Annotated in this window: 11 protein-coding genes, 1 tRNA gene, 1 other RNA gene and 3 pseudogenes; 9 read left to right on the forward strand and 7 right to left on the reverse strand. The window is 72.4% G+C overall.

Annotated elements, in window-relative coordinates; translation table 11 throughout:
• Positions 1-19 precede the first annotated feature (19 nt).
• On the reverse strand, positions 20-2,470 hold the full coding sequence (locus tag SCWH03_RS24270; protein WP_173266429.1) for a DNA polymerase III subunit gamma and tau: 2,451 nt from the start codon (positions 2,468-2,470) through the stop codon (positions 20-22).
• Between the two features lie 292 nt (positions 2,471-2,762).
• An RNA gene (ffs, locus tag SCWH03_RS24275) (signal recognition particle sRNA small type) lies at positions 2,763-2,861 on the reverse strand.
• 72 nt (positions 2,862-2,933) lie between these two features.
• On the opposite strand from ffs, the gene SCWH03_RS24280 reads away from it, so the two are divergent.
• Positions 2,934-3,021: transfer RNA gene (locus SCWH03_RS24280), tRNA-Ser, on the forward strand.
• 88 nt (positions 3,022-3,109) lie between these two features.
• Here the strand turns inward: SCWH03_RS24280 and SCWH03_RS29390 are convergent.
• The 4 genes and pseudogenes from SCWH03_RS29390 to SCWH03_RS24300 all read right to left on the reverse strand — a co-directional run bounded on the left by SCWH03_RS29390 (position 3,110) and on the right by SCWH03_RS24300 (position 5,049).
• Complete coding sequence (locus SCWH03_RS29390) at positions 3,110-3,298, reverse strand: hypothetical protein (RefSeq protein WP_254076982.1); 189 nt, start codon at positions 3,296-3,298, stop codon at positions 3,110-3,112.
• 131 nt (positions 3,299-3,429) lie between these two features.
• A pseudogene (locus SCWH03_RS24290) lies at positions 3,430-3,960 on the reverse strand (FAD-dependent oxidoreductase); the annotation flags it as partial.
• Positions 3,961-3,979: 19 nt separating this feature from the next.
• Positions 3,980-4,393, reverse strand: a complete 414-nt coding sequence (locus SCWH03_RS24295; protein WP_173266431.1) for an NUDIX hydrolase — start codon at positions 4,391-4,393, stop codon at positions 3,980-3,982.
• A complete protein-coding gene (locus tag SCWH03_RS24300; RefSeq protein ID WP_173266433.1) occupies positions 4,390-5,049 on the reverse strand; it encodes an NUDIX hydrolase in 660 nt (219 codons plus the stop codon). The genes SCWH03_RS24295 and SCWH03_RS24300 overlap by 4 nt, the downstream gene beginning before the upstream one ends.
• Positions 5,050-5,457: 408 nt before the next feature.
• Between SCWH03_RS24300 and SCWH03_RS24305 the strand changes: the two are divergent.
• The 8 genes and pseudogenes from SCWH03_RS24305 to SCWH03_RS24335 all read left to right on the forward strand — a co-directional run.
• Positions 5,458-5,679, forward strand: a pseudogene (locus SCWH03_RS24305) (nucleoside-diphosphate kinase); the annotation flags it as partial.
• Positions 5,673-5,861: pseudogene (locus SCWH03_RS24310) on the forward strand (class I SAM-dependent methyltransferase); the annotation flags it as partial. The pseudogenes SCWH03_RS24305 and SCWH03_RS24310, both read left to right, overlap by 7 nt.
• 147 nt (positions 5,862-6,008) lie before the next feature.
• Complete coding sequence (locus tag SCWH03_RS29980; protein ID WP_371872767.1) at positions 6,009-6,398, forward strand: ATP-binding protein; 390 nt, start codon at positions 6,009-6,011, stop codon at positions 6,396-6,398.
• On the forward strand, positions 6,391-7,635 hold the full coding sequence (locus SCWH03_RS24315; protein WP_173266435.1) for a plasmid pRiA4b ORF-3 family protein: 1,245 nt from the start codon (positions 6,391-6,393) through the stop codon (positions 7,633-7,635). The genes SCWH03_RS29980 and SCWH03_RS24315 overlap by 8 nt, the downstream gene beginning before the upstream one ends.
• A gap of 436 nt (positions 7,636-8,071) precedes the next feature.
• Positions 8,072-10,342, forward strand: coding sequence for a helicase-associated domain-containing protein (locus tag SCWH03_RS24320; RefSeq protein WP_254076983.1), 2,271 nt, complete (start codon positions 8,072-8,074; stop codon positions 10,340-10,342).
• 679 nt (positions 10,343-11,021) lie between these two features.
• Positions 11,022-11,897, forward strand: coding sequence for a CAP domain-containing protein (locus SCWH03_RS24325; RefSeq protein ID WP_173266437.1), 876 nt, complete (start codon positions 11,022-11,024; stop codon positions 11,895-11,897).
• 415 nt (positions 11,898-12,312) lie between these two features.
• The gene (locus tag SCWH03_RS24330) at positions 12,313-12,894 is read left to right on the forward strand and encodes an HhH-GPD-type base excision DNA repair protein (protein WP_173266438.1); all 582 of its coding nucleotides are present in this window, start codon (positions 12,313-12,315) and stop codon (positions 12,892-12,894) included.
• Positions 12,895-13,054: 160 nt separating this feature from the next.
• Positions 13,055-14,596 carry a M28 family metallopeptidase gene (locus SCWH03_RS24335; protein ID WP_173266477.1) on the forward strand — a complete coding sequence of 514 codons (1,542 nt, stop codon included), beginning with the start codon at positions 13,055-13,057 and terminating at the stop codon, positions 14,594-14,596.
• A 279-nt stretch (positions 14,597-14,875) separates the two neighbouring features.
• On the opposite strand, the gene SCWH03_RS24340 is transcribed toward SCWH03_RS24335, so the two are convergent.
• Positions 14,876-16,522, reverse strand: a complete 1,647-nt coding sequence (locus SCWH03_RS24340) for a helicase HerA-like domain-containing protein (RefSeq protein WP_173266439.1) — start codon at positions 16,520-16,522, stop codon at positions 14,876-14,878.
• Positions 16,523-16,617: the final 95 nt, after the last annotated feature.

The raw sequence follows: 16,617 nt of genomic DNA on the forward strand, positions 1-16,617 counted from the left end.
GCCACCGAGGCGGCCGCGCCTACTCGTTTGTGTATTCCTCCACAATGGTCGCGCCGAGCTCCCTCACGATCAGGTCGTGACCGGACAGCGCCGAGTCGACGAGGTCCGGATCGTCCTCCTCCGGGATGTCGTCCTCGAGCGCGACGGGGGGCGGCGACGCCGGGGCCTGCCCGGCCCCGTATCCGGCCCCGGGCCCAGCCCCGGACCCGGCTGCTGCTGCGGCGGACGGACCCCGCTGCGGGGCCGCGCCTCCCCCACCGCCCGCGGGGGGCGGGGGAGGGGCCGCCGGGTGCGGGGACGGCCGCGGAGCCGGCGGGGGCTGGGGGGCGGAAGCCGGCGGCGCGGCGGGGGACGGGGCGGGGCGGCCGCTGTATCCCCCCTGGCCGTTGCCGTAGCCGCCGGACGATCCTCCCGGACCGGGCGGGGGCTGGCCTGCCCCACCCGACGGGTCGATGATCGCCTCGATCTTCCACTGCACGTTGAAGTGCTCGGCGAGCGCCTGCCGCAGCACGTCCTCGCTGCCGCTGCTGGCGAAGTTGTCCCGCGCCCCGGCGTTGATGAAGCCCAGCTGGAGGGTGGTGCCGTCGAAGCCCGCCACCTGGGCGTTCTGACTGAGCAGGATCCAGGTGAAGCGACGGCGGTTCTTCACCGCGTCCAGGATCCCCGGCCACATGTTGCGCACCTGGGCGGCTCCCCTGGCCGCGGCGGGGGCGACGGCCGGGGGCTGGTCGGCGGAGGCCGGGACCGTCGGGGCCGTCGGCGCGGGTGCCTGGCCCGCGGGTGCCTGGCCCGCGGGTGCCTGGCCCGCGGGTGCCTGGCCCGCGGGTGCCGCGGACGGCCGGGCGCCCTGGCCGGGTGCGGCGGCCGAGGGCCAGGCACCCGGCCGGGCGCTGGCGGGGGCACCGGAGCCGGGGGGCACCGCTCCCGGCCAGGCGCCGGGCCGCGGGGCGGCAGGGGCCTCCGGGGCGGGTGCCGGCGGCGCGGCCTCGGGGCCCCGGGCCTCGCCCTGGGCCGACTCCACGTCGGCGGTCTGCCGGGGAGCCGCCGAAGGCTGGGGCCAGGTGGACTGGGGCGGTACGGGCTCGCCCGGCTGCGGCCCGACGGGCGGCGACTGGACGGACTGCACCTGAGCGGACTGCACCTGAGCGGACTGCGGCCCGACGGGCGGCGGTTCGGAGCCGGGTGCTCCCCCGCCCCGCACAGCCGCGCGCGCGGCGGCGGGACCACCGCCCGGGACCATCGGAGCATGGGCCTCAGACCCGGGCACATAGCCCATCGCCGGCCCGGAGCCCTGGGCCGTGAACGCCGCGGACGCGCCGCGCTCCAGCCGGTCGAGCCTGGCCTGGAGGGACCGCTCGTCGTCGAAGGCCGCGGGCAGCAGGACCCGGGCGCAGATCAGTTCCAGCTGCAGCCGGGGCGAGGTGGCGCCGCGCATCTCCGTCAGACCGGTGTTGACGAGGTCCGCTGCACGGCTCAACTCGGCGGCGCCGAACACCTGGGCCTGGGCCTGCATCCGCTCGACCACGTCCGCGGGCCCGTCGATGAGCCCCTTCTCGGCCGCGTCCGGCACCGCGGCGAGGATTACCAGGTCCCGCAGCCGCTCCAGCAGATCCGCGACGAAGCGCCGGGGGTCGTTGCCGCCCTCGACGACCCGGTCCACGACCTCGAACGCCGCGGCGCCGTCGCCCGAGGCGAAGGCGTCCACGACCGAGTCCAGCAGCGATCCGTCGGTGTACCCCAGCAGGGCCGTCGCCATGGCGTACGTCACACCGTCGTCCGTCGCACCGGCCAGCAGCTGGTCCATGACCGACATGGAGTCCCGCACCGAACCCGCGCCGGCCCGCACGACCAGCGGAAGGACCCCGTCCTCGACCGGGATCCGCTCCTTGCCGCACACCTCGCCCAGATACTCCCGGAGGGTGCCGGGGGGCACGAGGCGGAACGGGTAGTGGTGCGTACGCGACCGGATCGTCCCGATGACCTTCTCGGGCTCGGTCGTCGCGAAGATGAACTTGAGGTGCTCCGGCGGCTCCTCGACCACCTTCAGCAGGGCGTTGAAGCCCGCGGAGGTGACCATGTGCGCCTCGTCGATGATGTAGATCTTGTACCGGCTCGACGCGGGGCCGAAGAACGCCTTCTCCCGCAGCTCGCGGGCGTCGTCCACGCCACCGTGCGACGCGGCGTCGATCTCGATGACGTCGATCGACCCCCGCCCGTTGCGCGCGAGGTCCCGGCAGGACAGGCACTCGCCGCAGGGGGTGGGAGTGGGGCCCTGCTCGCAGTTCAGACAGCGCGCGAGGATGCGGGCGCTGGTCGTCTTGCCGCACCCGCGGGGCCCGCTGAACAGATACGCGTGATTGACCCGGTTGTTCCGCAGCGCCTGCTGCAGCGGGTCGGTGACATGCTCCTGCCCGATGACCTCGGCGAAGGACTCGGGACGGTAGCGGCGGTACAGCGCGAGGGACGACACGCATACGAGGTTATCGGGGCCCGCCGACAACCACGGCGGCCACCGGGAAACCACCGGTCCGGGAGCGATGGACCACGGACCCGGGAGTCGCAGGCGCCGTCCCGGAACCCCGGGGCGGTGATCGCCGGACCCGCCGGCCCGCCCGCATCGGCCCGCTCCCTACGGCCTGCCCTCTCGGACGCGTCCGCCCGGCTACCCGGATCCGACGGCCGGGACGGACGGCACGACCCCGGAGGCCACAGCGACCGCGGACAGCCCGCACCCGCACCCGCACCCGCACCCGCACCCGCAAAAGCAGAACGCCCCCCACGCACCCGCCAGAGCCGACCTACCCTTGCTGCCTTCCGGCCCTGGGGGAGTTCAGTCAGATAGCGCCACGTGAGGGGCTGCACACACAGTACCCGATAGTGAGGGCGGGGAACGAGTTCGCAAGCACTCCTCCGCGTCATGTAATGTTTCCGGCGGAGGATTCGCCTAGAGGCCTAGGGCGCACGCTTGGAAAGCGTGTTGGGGGCAACCCCTCACGAGTTCGAATCTCGTATCCTCCGCCACGGCTCACCAGCCGAAACGAAGGTCCCGACCGCACAGCGGCCGGGACCTTCGTCGTTCCGTGGTTGCAGTTTTGGTTGCAGTTCCCGTCTACCGCCCGTTGAGGACGGACCGGCACACGTTGCAGTACATGGCGGCGTTCCGCCCGTAGCGCCGCATCAGCTGGCCGCAGCCGGCGCACAGCCCCAGCTCCCACGGCGGGCATCCCAGCGCGGCGGAGGCTGCGGAGCGTTCCACGGCGGTGATCCGCATCGGGTCGCGGGAGCGCTGCACCGGCATCCGGGGAAGCGTGAAGCCGCCGGTCGGCTGGTCGAGATCGCGAACAGGCCGACCGTCGCTGACGAACCAGCCCTCCTCGCCCGCTCGGCAGCTACGGTCGATCTCCTGCTCGGCGAAGGTGATCAGGTCGTCTCCTGGGCACCCAGGCCCGTGCAGTTGACGATCACGGAAGCAGGCGCGGCGTCCGCGACCGAGGCCAGGCGCCGCCGCTCAACCGTTCCTCCAGCAGCGTCGAGCCGGCGCAGGAGGTAGGCGAGGTAGGTGGGCATGTCGATCAGCGGCACCGTGAACCGGTAGCCGGCCGAGAACCCGGCCGGTAGTTCGGCCGTCTCACACGGCCGGAAGCGGGGCAGGGTGGTGGCCCAGTCTGGTGGCGCCTCGGCCGTGCGGGACGCCTCGATGCCGCTGGTAAGCCGGACGCCCGTCGACGGGTCCTCCGCCAGCTTGCGGAAGACCTCCAAGGACCGCTGCCGCCACTGGTCGACCTTGTCCTTCGGCTCCACCAGGTACGGCCCCCACATCGCCCCGGCCGCCAGCGACGTGACGCCTGGCACCCCTTCGGCGATCACGTGCACCGAGGCTCCGGCCTCGGCGAGAACGACGGCGGTGGTGAGCCCTGCCACCCGAGCCCCGACAACGACAACGCCCTCCCCGGCGCTCATGACCGTGGCCCGAGGCCGCTCAGGAAAGCAGGGCCGCGTCCAGGTACTCCTGCACCGGCTCGAACAGTCCGTACGGCACGTACTCCGGGATCTCGCCATGGGCGACCCAGGCCAGTTCGGCCAGCTCCTCGGTGTCGGCGACGTGGGCCGTACCGTCCAGGACCTCGCACGCGGTGTACGACATCAGCCGGCCCGTCTTCGGGTGGACCCGCTCGCCGAGCATCTTCACGGCCGCCACGGTCAGCCCGGTCTCCTCCTGGGTCTCCCGCACGGCGGCGTCTTCGCGGGCCTCGCCGAGCTCGACCTCGCCGGCCGGGAACTGCCAGGAGAGCTGTCCCTCGTCGACCCGGCGGCGCACCATCAGCACGCGGCCCTCGTTCACGACGATGGCGGCGGCGATGCCCGGGCGCTCGTCCGTGTTCTGGTTCGTCACGTCTGCTCCTCCAGGACGGCCAGGATGGGTGGGAAGATCGTATCGACGGGGATGAAGCGGGGCACCGAGTTTCTGGGGACCCACATGACGTCGATGTTCTCGGCCGCGTCGCTGTTCGTGGCCTCGCCGGCCAGGTACTCGCACAGGAAGTAGTCGCACAGCACGCCGGTTACGGGGTGAAGCCGGTTCCCGAGGTGCTGCCGGACCGCGCAGTGGACACCCGTCTCGTCCAAGGTCTCCCGCACGGTGGTGGTCTCCGCCTTGCCTCCCGGTTTGATGACGCCGGCCGGGAACTGCCACGTGATTCCAGCGGCGTCGTCGTCCCGTCGGCACACCAGGAGGACATCGCTGTCGCGGAGGACCACCGCGATGGCCACCCGCAGCGCCTGCGCGCCTGGCGGTGTCGAGTCCGCTGGGGCCTGTTCCTTCGCCAGCAGGAGCGCGAAGCGCTGTCGAGCAGCCGGAGGAGCCTGCTCGTGGGCCGTGTCGAGGAGCTGCTGCATCTCCCTGCGAGGCACGACGGACGCGTCGGCGTGCCATGCGGCCACCGTTCTCACGGCAATACCCAGGTGGGCGGCAAACTGTTCGTTGCCGAGCCGTAGGGCGGACTGCAGCAGGCAGGCGTACCGGCCGCTCCAGCGTTCGATCACGTCCACAAGACTGCCCCCCTCGTCGCCGCCCCGGTACAGGAATCCGCGCGCCGAAAGTGCACTCCCACTGCACTGGCACTTCATGGTCACGCGGGAAGAGCCCCGGAAGAATCGGAGTCACCAGGGGCCAAGGAATCAGCCGCCGAAGGCTCAGTCCCTGGAAAGCGTATGAGAGGCGCGAGAGCGCCAGACGACCACAGGGAGATTCTAGGTGCGTACCCCCAGCGGATAGCGGAGACAGAGAAGTTGGCCGAATCGGGACTCTCGATGGGCTGATCGGCCGCACCTTGGCCGACGTTCGCCCGTCCGGGGCATTGCCCGCACGCCCGAACCGCCCTGCCAGCGCCGGTAACCTCAGCAGATGACGGCTGATTGTCCGTCATGTGTGGTTGCTAGCAAGGCGAAAGGGAGTCAATGGCCGAGGTTCAGGCACACACTGTTGAGCGCACGCTCGTCCTGCTCAAGCCCGATGCGCTGGCGCGTGGCCTGGCAGGAAGGATCATCACGCGGTTCGAGGACGCCGCGCTGAAGATCGTCGGCACCAAGATGAAGTGGATGGACGAGGAGTTCACCCGCAAGCACTACTTCGACCTGGAAGAGCGGTTGGGGTCGGAGGTCTACAGCGTCACGACCTCGCCTTCCGCGACCAGGACGACGACCCCACGTACACCCCGCACCTGTGGGCCTACGACCACGAGAAGCTCGTCCAGCTCTTCACCGAGGCCGGCTTCACCACCGTCGAACCCTGGACCTTCGACCCCACCATGGCCAACCCGAAGCGCCGCTGGAGCAGCGTCTACGTCGTCGCCACGAAGTAGCCCACAAGCAGCCCGCGAGGCCGAGACACCCCGTCCCTAGCCGTCCCGGCCTCGCGGGCCTCCACGCACGCCAAAGCGCCGCACCCGTCCGGCCACGCCGCCGAGGGAGCCACTCGCCTGAACCAGGTCCCCCCGTCCATCAGCGAACTGACCCTCGCCGCCACCCCCAACGCCGTCGCCTGGGCCCGCCGTCACACCGTCGACATCCTCCAGCGCTGGCGCTTCCCCGACGAGGGAATCGAAGTCGCCCGGCTCATCGTCTCGGAGCTGGCTACCAACGCGATCCGGCACGCGCACCCCACGAAGACGTCTGAAGCGGCCGCTGATTCCGCCGGCATCGGCACGATCGTGCTCATGCTCTGGCCCTCCGACGGCGGCATCCATCGTCACGGTCGCAGTCTGGCATCTCCGTGTCGCCCATGTGGAGCAGAGGGTGCGCGGGCGGTGCTGTCATCCTGGGTTCGGATGACGGGACGCATACGGAAACCGGAACGGGAACGGGAACGGGAACGGGAACGGGAAGATCAGCATGGATGAGGCAGAGGGCCGGACCCTCGAGCAGGTGCGAGCACTGGTCGGGTGGGTCGGCACGGGCCGCAAGCTCACCCAGACCGGCCGTGTGACGCTTGCCGATGCGCGAGCGCTGGTGGAGCTCTTGGACACCGGCGACCGGATGGACCCGGTGATCGGGGACCGCACGTTCAAGACGAAGTCGAGCGAGGAGCTGTACCGCCTCACCCTGCTGGTCGAGTGGGCCAAGGCGGCACGGCTGCTGCGGACCGTGGGCGGGCGCCTGCTGCCGGTGAAGAAGAACGCCGGGCTCGTCGGCCGCCCCGGCGAACTGCGTGGCGCGCTGTTCGCCGCACTGCCGCGTATCGGACCGGCCGTGACGATCCCCGGCTGGATGGAGTCCCTGCTGGCGCGCGAGTACGACCGCGGCCTGCGCGCGCTGTCGCACCGCCTGTACGCGGCCGCGGCCCCGGTGCCGCTCGGCGACCTGTACGACGCGGTGTGGCGGGCGGTCAGTCCGCTGTACGTGCTCGACCACCTGTCCCCCGACCGTCTCGGGCATCTGCGTACCGCGGTCGACCAGGACGTTCGACGGGTCCTGCGGGCCCTCGCCTCCCTGGGCACCCTCCATCTCACGGAGGACAGCGCGGAGTTGACGGCGGAGGGCCGTACCCTGACGGCACGGATGCACGGCGGGCCCGAGCCCGGCGACGCGGTGCTGCGGATCCTCGTCGAACTCGCCGACGTGGACGGCCCCCGGGTGTGGCGGCGGCTGCTCGTGCCTGCCGCAATGCGGCTCGAACGGCTTCACTCCGTGGTGCAGGAAGCGATGGGCTGGCAGAACCGTCACATGCACGTGTTCACCATCGACGGAGTCCCGTACGGGCGCCCCGACGGTGCACTCGGATTCCACGACGAGAGCACCGCCGAACTGGGCGCCTTGCTCAAGCCAGGCGCCCGGTTCGGGTACATGTACGACTTCGGGGACTCCTGGGAGCACCTCATCACCGTGGAGCGGTTCCAGACCGCCGAAGCCGGAGGGCACTACCCGCGCTGCGTGGACGGCGCCGGGGCGTGCCCGCCCGAGGACTGCGGCGGCGCCCCCGGCTACAGCGCGCTCAAAGGGGTGCTCGCCGACCCGGCGCACGAGGAACACCACGCCATGCTGGAGTGGCTCGGACTCCGGTCCGCCACGGAATTCGCCCCTGACCGTTTCGCGGTGGACGAGGCCAACGCCCGGCTGCTGGGCCTCACGGCACCCTGAAGGGCATGCGGGACGAGCTGTCCGGCCATGCCGCCTTTCGCGGCACGCACGGACAGGCATGCGCGGACAAGGGGCCGATACCGGGAGTACGGCTGCCGCTGTGGCGACGGGCCGAGAAGGCAGCCGTGCGGATTCCCGAGGATCTTCCGGAGGAGATCCGTGCGGTGACGGCAGAGCGGGGTCCTGTCCGCCTACGCCGCCGGGGCCCTGCGCCTCCATCGCGGCCGGGACCGGGTCCCGGTCCCGGCCGACGCCGATGAGCCTCGGGGCTCGCCACTCACCGCGCACCACTCACCGCGCTCGCCCTGCCTACCCCGCCCACGGGCGATCCCACCCCCCTACCGGCCCTGCGGGGCACCGGAGTAGGCCATCCTGGGAACCCGCCGCGGGTCCGCCCGCCGCCACAGTCCGGACACACCGCGCGAAGGCTTCTGGAATGACCTCACGATCGACGCTCGCCACATGGCTCGGCGGCCTTGAGAGCGACCGCCTGGCACGCATACTCGAGGCGCGCGGGGACGCCGCGGCCGCTCCCGAGCCGCGCTCACCGGGAGAACTCGCCGACCGGCTTCAGCGGCCGGGGTCCGTGGCGCTTGCCCTGCCGCAGCTCACGCTGCCGCAGCTCCAGGTCGCCGAGGCGCTGGCGGCACTGCCCGCCCCCGCGTCGCGCGACGCCCTGGGGGAGCTGCTGGGAGCGGCGGACGGCGAGACCGTCAGCGAACTGGAGGGCGTGCTCGAGGCTCTGGCCGACCGGGCTCTGGTCTGGCCGGACGGCGCGGGGAAGCTCCGCATGGCCGACGCGCTGCGGAAGACCTGGGACGCTCCCCTCGGGCTGGAGGCCCCGCTGCGGCAACTGCTCGCGGGCGCGACCTCCGACGAACTGCACCGCATGCTCGCCGCACTGGGCGTGACGTCGCCGGCCGGCAAGGCGCAGCGGCTGGCCGCGCTGGTGGACCACCACGGCGCCCCGGAGCGGATCGCCGCGGTCGTCGCCGAGGCCCCCGCGGAGACCCGGAAGCTGCTCGAGAGCCGGGCGTGGGCGAGGCGGCCGGGGGCGGTGCGGTTCATCATGTTCGGGAGCCCCGGCATCGATCTCGAACCGGGTGCCGGATGGGCGGTGGAGCGGGGGCTGCTGGTCCAGGACCGCCACCGCTACGGCCCGGCCCGTATGCCTGCCGAGGTGGCGGTCGCGCTGCGCGGGCCCGGCCGGCACGCCCCGTTCCACCCCGTCCCGCCCGCCATGGAGCCGGCGCCCGTCACCCCGCGGGAGGTGGACCGCGAGGCGTCCGCGGCCGCCTCCGCGTTCACCGCCGGTGCCGCTTCGGTCCTGGCGGCCTGTTCGGCGGACCCGCCGGCCCTGCTGAAGTCCGGCGGGATCGGCGCCCGCGAACTGGCCCGTGTCGGCAAGGCCGCACACGCCGGCAACGCGGTCGTGCGCCTCACCCTGGAGACCGCGTATGCCGCCGGACTGCTGGCCCGGGACGGCGGTCGCGTGGCCCCCACCAGCGCCTACGACGCCTGGGCGGAACAGGAACCCCCGGACCGGTTCGCCGTGCTGCTCCGGGCCTGGTGGAACCTGCGGCTCACCCCCACCCGGGCGCGGAACGAGGACGGCAAGGCGCTTCCCGCACTCGCCGGAGCACCGCCCCGCAGTGGCTGTGTGCAGGCCCGCCAGGGGCTGCTGGCCGCGGCCGCTTCGCTCCCGGCGGGGCAGGGCGTGCGGACCGCGTCGGACCTGGGGGCACTGGTCGCCTGGTACCGCCCCCTCGCCGACGCGTCGGCGGAGGAACCGCCGTTCGCCGCCGTGGTGGGCGAGGCCGGGCTTCTGGGCGTGCTCGCGCGCGGCGCCCTGTCCGCCATCGGCGTCCACCTGCGGACCGGCGACACCGAGGGGCTGGACATCGCGTGCCGGCGGCTGTTGCCCCCGGCGACCGCGACGGCCGGGATCGGTGCCGACCTCACCGCGGTCGTCGCCGGCACGCCGTCCGCGCGGACGGCGGCGCTGCTGGACTCCGTCGCGGACCGGGAGAGCGGTGGCACAGCGTCGGTGTGGCGGTTCAGCGCCGGCAGCGTCCGCCGGGCTCTCGACGCCGGCCGCACGTGCGAGGACATCACAGCCGATCTGTCCGCTGTCGCCGCCGGACCGCTGCCGCAGCCGCTGTCGTACCTGATCGCGGACACGGCTCGGGGCCACGGGAGGGTACGCGTCGCCTCCGCCTCCTGCGTCCTCCACGGCGACGAGCCCGCGCTGCTGGCCGAGATCGCCGCCCACCGCGGCCTCGCCGGGCTCGGACTGCGGCAGCTGGCGCCGACGGTGCTGATCAGCCGCCGCCCGCTCCCGGCGACCCTCGCCGCGCTGCGGGCCGAGGGGTACGCCCCCGTGGCCGAGACGGCCGAGGGCACGGTGCGCATCGAGAAGGACCGGCCCCAGCGGGCCGCTGCGGCCGTTCCCGCTCCGCGCGGCTTCCGGGCGGGGGGCAGCGGCCGGATCGCCACGAGTGCGGCGGAGGACTCCTCCCGGTCCGGCCCGGGCACCCTGGCGAGGCGGCTGACGGCGGCCCGAGCTGAGGAACAGGAACCGGCATCACCCGGCGACCCAGTGCCCTTCGCCACGGACACCGAGGAGGTCGTCGCCGGGCGGGCGAAGCCCTGCCGTACAGCGACATCCGCCAGTTCGCCCACGCCGTCGACACCGGTCGGGCCGTGACCGTCGAGTAGTCAACCGCCTCGGGCGACCGAACCGTGCGCACCCTCAGCCGCCTCCACCTCGACCCGCCCTGCCTCGAAGCCTGGTGCCGCCTTCGGGACGCCGAGCGGGTCTTCACCCTCTCCCGCATCCGCATCCGCATCCGCAGCCGCAGCCGCAGCCGCAGCCGCAGCCGCAGCCGCAGCACAACGAGCGCCGCACCGGAATGAGGAAGACCGTGGCCCCGCCGCCTCCACGCACCGACCGGGGCGCCGCGGTTCCCCTGACCGTCGGGCAGTTCCGTGACATCCGTCACGCGGAATTCGGCATTGGGGAGCCTCAATAGTAGAAAGCCCAGCGATGGACAAATGAGACTTGTCCACTTTGAGGAAGACATGTCTCGCAGAAACCGCAGGGGCGCACGGCCGACGAGTCGGCCGTGCGCCCTTGTGCGCATGCAGGGGTTCCTGACGGGTCGACACCCTTGCCCGGCGTTGGGGAACCGGGGGCAGCACGCCCGTAGGCGCTTTTCAAGAGGCCGCCTGCCCTACGAACCGGAATAGTAACCGTGCCCTTTGCTCCGGCCGCTCGGCGCTTCTAAGAATGGCGGCCCGCAAAGGCGTCTCCGCAGCCCGGCACCGGACCAGTGCCGGGTCGACCGTGCCCCGGAGCCGCTCCGCGATACCGAGTGAGGTCATGCATGAGGAAGCACCGCAGGAAGACGCACTACCGAAAGATGACGATCGCCGCTGTCGCCCTCGGCGCCGTGGCTGTGCCCTCCGTAGCCATGGCCTGTCTGGACCCTCGGGAAGGCCGGGAAAGTCAGGGAGGCCGGGAGCATCAGGGAGACTGGGGAACCCAGGCGAACCCGGCACACAAGGAAAGCCGTGACGGCCGGTCCTGGGGGGACTGGCGGAACGCCCCGGACGAGACTGCCCGGCAGCGGGGCGGCTGGGACGGGCAGAGCAAGCAGGGTGGTGAGCCGGCAGGAGAGCAGCCCGGTGCGAATCCGGGCATTGCCGAACCCGACGGCTCGGCCCCGGCCCTGCAGAGCCCCGCGCCCGCCGCACCGAAGACCCCCGCGCCGAAGACTCCCGCGCCGAAGACTCCCGCACCCGCCGCACCGAAGCCCGCCGCCTCCTCGAGCGCGCCCGCCCCCACCGCTCCCGGGTCCTCCGCTCCCGGGTCCGGCGCCGTCGCCGTCGCCGTCGCCCGGGTCGTGCAACTCGTCAACAGCGAGCGCGGCAAGGCCGGATGCTCGCCCCTGACGGTCAACGCCACGCTGGCCAAGGCAGCCCAGGGCCACAGCGAGGACATGGCCGCCCACCGCAACATGTCCCACAGCGGGTCCGACGGCTCGGACCCGGGCACCCGGATCACCCGCGCCGGTTACCGGTGGAGCACCTACGGCGAGAACGTCGCCTACGGCTACGAAACCCCGGAGCAGGTCATGGCGGGCTGGATGTCCAGCCCGGGCCACAAGAAGAACATCCTGAACTGCGAGTTCAAGGAGATCGGCGTCGGCTTGGCGCAGCCTGGGAACTACTGGACCCAGAGCTTCGGCACCGCTCGCTGACCAGGCCCGCCGCCGTTCGCCAGGGCGGCGAACGACCCCCCGTCGAGGTCCTCGACGGCCGCCTCCGGGAGTCCGGGAGTCCGGGAGTCCGGGAGTCCGATCGGGTGGACGCGCTGGCATCCGGACCGGCCGGGAGTCCGGTTCCTCCACCGCCGGCGGCAAACCGCACGAGAACCTCCTCACCTCCTGTGGCGTCCGGCCGGGTCACCGGGATCGACTGCCAGGGCCCCCCTTGATCCACGACCGCGGAACCCCGGTCCCGTCCCGTCCACGACGGCGGACGGCCGGTCCGCGACCACGGGCCCCGGCACCCGCACCCTCACCCGCGCCCCGCCACCTCCGCGGCGGTCCCGCGCAAGCCTCGAAGGGCCGCCGCGGAAGTGCGGCACACCCCGGCGGAAGAGATCATCGGGGAATGAATCCCAAGATCCACCTCGCCCAGCGGCCCGAGGCCGACGAACTCCTCGGCCGCAGCCCCCTCGCCCTGATGATCGGCATGCTGCTGGACCAGCAGGTCCCGATGGAGTGGGCCTTCACGGGCCCCTTCACGATCGCCGAGCGCCTCGGGAAGAACGATCTCGACGCCCATGAGATCGCCGCCCTGGACCCCGAGGGGTTCGCCGCCCTGCTGTCGCAGAAGCCCGCAGTGCACCGCTATCCGGGGTCGATGGCGAAGCGCATCCACCAGCTGTGCCGGTATCTGGTGACCGAGTACGACGGCGACCCGGCCGCCCTGTGGAACGACGGGCCGTCGGGCCCGGAGCTGCTCGGCCGGCTGCTCGACCTGCCCGGCTTCGGCAGGCAGAAGGCCCAGATCTTCCTCGCCCTGCTGGGCAAGCAGTACGGAGTGACGCCCGAGGGGTGGCGGGAGGCCGCGGGGGCGTACGGCGACGAGGGCGCCCACCGTTCGGCCGCGGACATCACGGGCCCGGAGTCGCTGGCCAGGGTCCGGGCGCACAAGCAGGAGCTGAAGCGCGCGGCGAAGGGGGCCAAATGACCCACAAGTACGCCCGAAGACGTACGAGTTGCCGTCATTGGCGGTAAATCTCGCGTGAGTTGCGGCACATGTGTTCACAGAACACTCAGAGATCGCTAGCTTCCCCTCAACCTCGTTCGCACCGGGAAGGACCTCTGTGAACGCAATCCATCGCAGAGCAGTGGCCACCGTGGCCGCAGCCGCACTCGCGACCCCGCTCCTGCTGGCATCCGCATCGCCCGCCACCGCCGACCGGCACGACCCCGCCCGGCAGGCGGCCCAACAAGCGGCCAAGCTCTCCAAGAAGCTGGTCCGCAAGTCGTCCGCCAAGGACGCCTTCAAGCATCTGCAGAAGTTCCAGCAGATAGCCGACAGCACCGGCGGTCACCGCGCCGCCGGTTCGCCGGGGTACGACGCCTCCGCCGCGTACGTGTACCAGCAGCTGAAGAAGGCCGGATACGACGTCTCGTACCAGGACTTCGACTTCAGCTACACCGAGACCCAGGCCGAGCGGCTGTCGGTGGTCTCCCCCGCGCCGCGCGACATCGCGATATCGGCGATGACGTACACCAAGTCGACCCCCGTGGACGGTGTCAGGGCCGAACTGGCCGCCGTCCCGGTGGACGCCGACGGCACCACGGGCTGCGAGCCCGGGGACTTCGCCTCCGGAGCCTTCACCGGCAAGGTGGCGCTGGTCCGGCGCGGCGGCTGCACATTCGCCCTCAAGCAGCAGAACGCGGCCGACGCGGGCGCGATCGGCGCGATCATCTACAACAACACCGAAGGGGCGCTCTCCGGCACCCTCGGCGGCCCCGAGGCCGGAAGGATACCGACCGGCGGCATCACCCAGGCCGAGGGCACCAAGCTGGCAGAGGACCTGGCCAAGGGCCCGGTGAACATCGACTTCGAGATCCGCCAGCTCCAGGAGCAGCGCACCACGCGCAACGTCATCGCGGAGACCCGGCGCGGAAACGCCGCCAACACCGTGATGCTGGGCGCCCACCTCGACTCCGTGACGGCCGGCCCCGGCATCAACGACAACGGCTCCGGCTCGGCCGGTCTGCTCGAAGTCGCCCTGGAGTTCGCCAAGGCGGAGAAGCGGCCCGCGAACAAGGTGCGGTTCGCCTGGTGGGGCGCCGAGGAGAACGGTCTGCTGGGCTCCGAGCACTACGTCGCGAACCTGAGCGACCTGGGCAAGAAGGAGATCAAGCTCTATCTGAACTTCGACATGATCGCGTCGCCGAACTACGGTCTGTTCGTCTACGACGGCGACGACTCCGACGGCGTCGGCGCACCGGCCGGTCCGGAGGGCTCGGCCCAGCTGGAGCGCGACATCAACGAGTTCATGGACCGCGCCGGCGCGCCCCATGAGGGCACGGACTTCACGGGCCGCTCCGACTACGGTCCGTTCGTCGAGGCCGGCATCCCGTCCGGCGGTACGTTCACCGGCGCCGAGGGCATCAAGTCCGCCGCCCAGGCCGAGAAGTTCGGCGGCACGGCGGGAGTCGCCTACGACGCGTGCTACCACGCCGAGTGCGACGACATCGAGAACATCAGCATGAAGGCGTTCGACGTCAACATCGACGTCATCGCCAACGCCACCGGCACCTACGCGCACGACCTGAGCTCGCTGCGCAAGCCGGTCGTCACCGTCCCCACGGACGGCGACACGGGCAGCGGCGGCGGTCTGCACGACGGCCACGACCACGAGGTCACCGAGTAACGGCGGGGACTCCGTCCCCCGGGCCCGCTCCGCACCACCTGCGGGGCGGGCCCTGCTCCCGGCGCCGACGGGCCTGACCGGAGCCGGGCCGGCGCCGGGAGCAGGGCCCGCCCGTGCGGTCCCGTCCCCGCCCGCGCATCACGCCCACCGGGCCGCGTCGGCGCCCCGTCCCCGCCCGCGCATCACGTCTCCGGGGCCGCGTCGGCCCGTGTCGGCCCGGGCCATCCCGTCCCCGCCGCGTGACAGCCGCTACCCGGGCCTCCGGCCCCGCGCCCCTCACTACCGGCGGCGCCTGCGGGCCGTGCCGAAGAGGGAACGGGAGATCTCCCGCCCCAGCTGGGTGCCGACCGAGCGGGCCAGGGACGTGAACAGACCGCTGCCCATCCCCTGTCCGGCCGGGGACCCGGTCCGCCGTGCCCTGCGGGGCGCGGGTTCCGCACGGCGGGCGGCCTCTTCCCCCTCCCGGGCGGCCTCGGCTTCCCGTGCGGCATCCGCCTCCCGCGCGGCACGCAACGCCGACTCCTCGGCCGCCTGCTGCTCCGCCGTCAGCTTCTCGTACGCCGACTCCCGGTCCACGGCCTGCGCGTAGCGCGGGTACAGCACGGAGGACCTCGTCGCGGCGTCCAGCCCGGTGTCGCCGAGCGGGCCCATCAGCGACTGCGGCGCCCGCAGGCGTGTCACCGCGACGGGGGTCGGCGCGCCCGACTCGTTCAGTACCGTGACGACCGCCTCTCCCGTGCCCAGCGAGGTGAGCACCTCCTCCAGGTCGTAGGCGGAGTCCGGAAAGGTCCGCACCGTCGCCTTCAGCGCCTTGGCGTCGTCCGGGGTGAACGCCCTCAGCGCGTGCTGCACCCGGTTGCCCAGCTGCCCGAGCACGTCACCGGGCACGTCGCTGGGGGTCTGCGTCACAAAGAAGACCCCCACGCCCTTCGAGCGGATCAGGCGCACCGTCCGGGTGACCGCCTCCAGGAACGCCCTGGAGGCTCCGCTGAACAGCAGGTGCGCCTCGTCGAAGAAGAACACCAGCTTCGGCCTCCCGAGGTCGCCGACCTCCGGCAGATCCGCGTACAGGTCCGCGAGCAGCCACATCAGGAACGTGGAGAAGAGCTGCGGCCGGTCCTGCACCCCGGGGAGCTCCAGCACGGACACGACCCCGCGTCCGTCGGGCGCCGTCCGCAGCAGCTCGCCCGTGTCGAACTCCGGCTCGCCGAAGAAGTCGCTCGCACCCTGCTGCTCGAACAGCGTGATGGCCCGCAGGATCACCCCGGCCGTGGCGGTGGACAGCCCGCCGATGCCCTTCAGCTCCGGCTTCCCGGGGGCCGACACCAGGAACGCGACCACGGCCCTCAGATCCTTGAGGTCCACCAGTTCCAGGCCCTTGGCGTCGGCGTAGTGGAAGATCAGGGCGAGGGACTGCTCCTGCGTCCGGTTGAGCTGGAGCACCTTGGACAGCAGCACCGGCCCGAAGTCCGTGACGGTGGCGCGGACGGGGATACCGCGGCCGATGCCGCCCAGCGCGTAGAACTCCGCGGGGAATCCCCCGGCATGCCAGTCCTGGCCCACCTGCGCGGCCCGTTCCTCCACCTTCTCCCCGCCCCGGCCGGGTGCGGCGATCCCGGAGAGGTCGCCCTTCATGTCGGCGAGGAAGACGGGGACACCGTTCGACGACAGCTGCTCCGCGAGGAGCTGGAGCGTCTTGGTCTTGCCGGTGCCGGTCGCGCCGGCTACCAGACCGTGGCGGTTGAGCATGCCGAGCGGGATCCTGACGGGAACTCCGGGAAGGCACCGGCCGCCGTCGAGCAGCGCGCCCAACTCGAGGGCGGGCCCGGGGAAGGCATAGCCAGAAGCGATCTGCCGGATCTCGCCGGAGAGATCCGCGGACCCGGACGGGCCCGGAGAAGGCGTCGGCTGCTCGGGCTCAGTCATGGCACGGCCCCAATCTTGCGGGTTTGCGAGGCTTTTGCAGGGTTCCGGCCAGGATCCCATCGGCACTGCCTGGCTGCGCCGAACGCCGCTCGCCC

The organism is Streptomyces pacificus (assembly GCF_011766325.1).
Lineage (GTDB): Bacteria > Actinomycetota > Actinomycetes > Streptomycetales > Streptomycetaceae > Streptomyces > Streptomyces pacificus.

Bases quoted from the DNA above. Each gene is read 5' to 3' on its own strand.
- SCWH03_RS24320 (WP_254076983.1), top strand. From the start codon at position 8,072: ATGACCTCACGATCGACGCTCGCCACATGGCTCGGCGGCCTTGAGAGC.
- SCWH03_RS29390 (WP_254076982.1), bottom strand. From the start codon at position 3,298: ATGCCGGTGCAGCGCTCCCGCGACCCGATGCGGATCACCGCCGTGGAA.
- SCWH03_RS24315 (WP_173266435.1), top strand. From the start codon at position 6,391: ATGGATGAGGCAGAGGGCCGGACCCTCGAGCAGGTGCGAGCACTGGTC.
- SCWH03_RS24325 (WP_173266437.1), top strand. From the start codon at position 11,022: ATGAGGAAGCACCGCAGGAAGACGCACTACCGAAAGATGACGATCGCC.
- SCWH03_RS24330 (WP_173266438.1), top strand. From the start codon at position 12,313: ATGAATCCCAAGATCCACCTCGCCCAGCGGCCCGAGGCCGACGAACTC.
- SCWH03_RS24340 (WP_173266439.1), bottom strand. From the start codon at position 16,522: ATGACTGAGCCCGAGCAGCCGACGCCTTCTCCGGGCCCGTCCGGGTCC.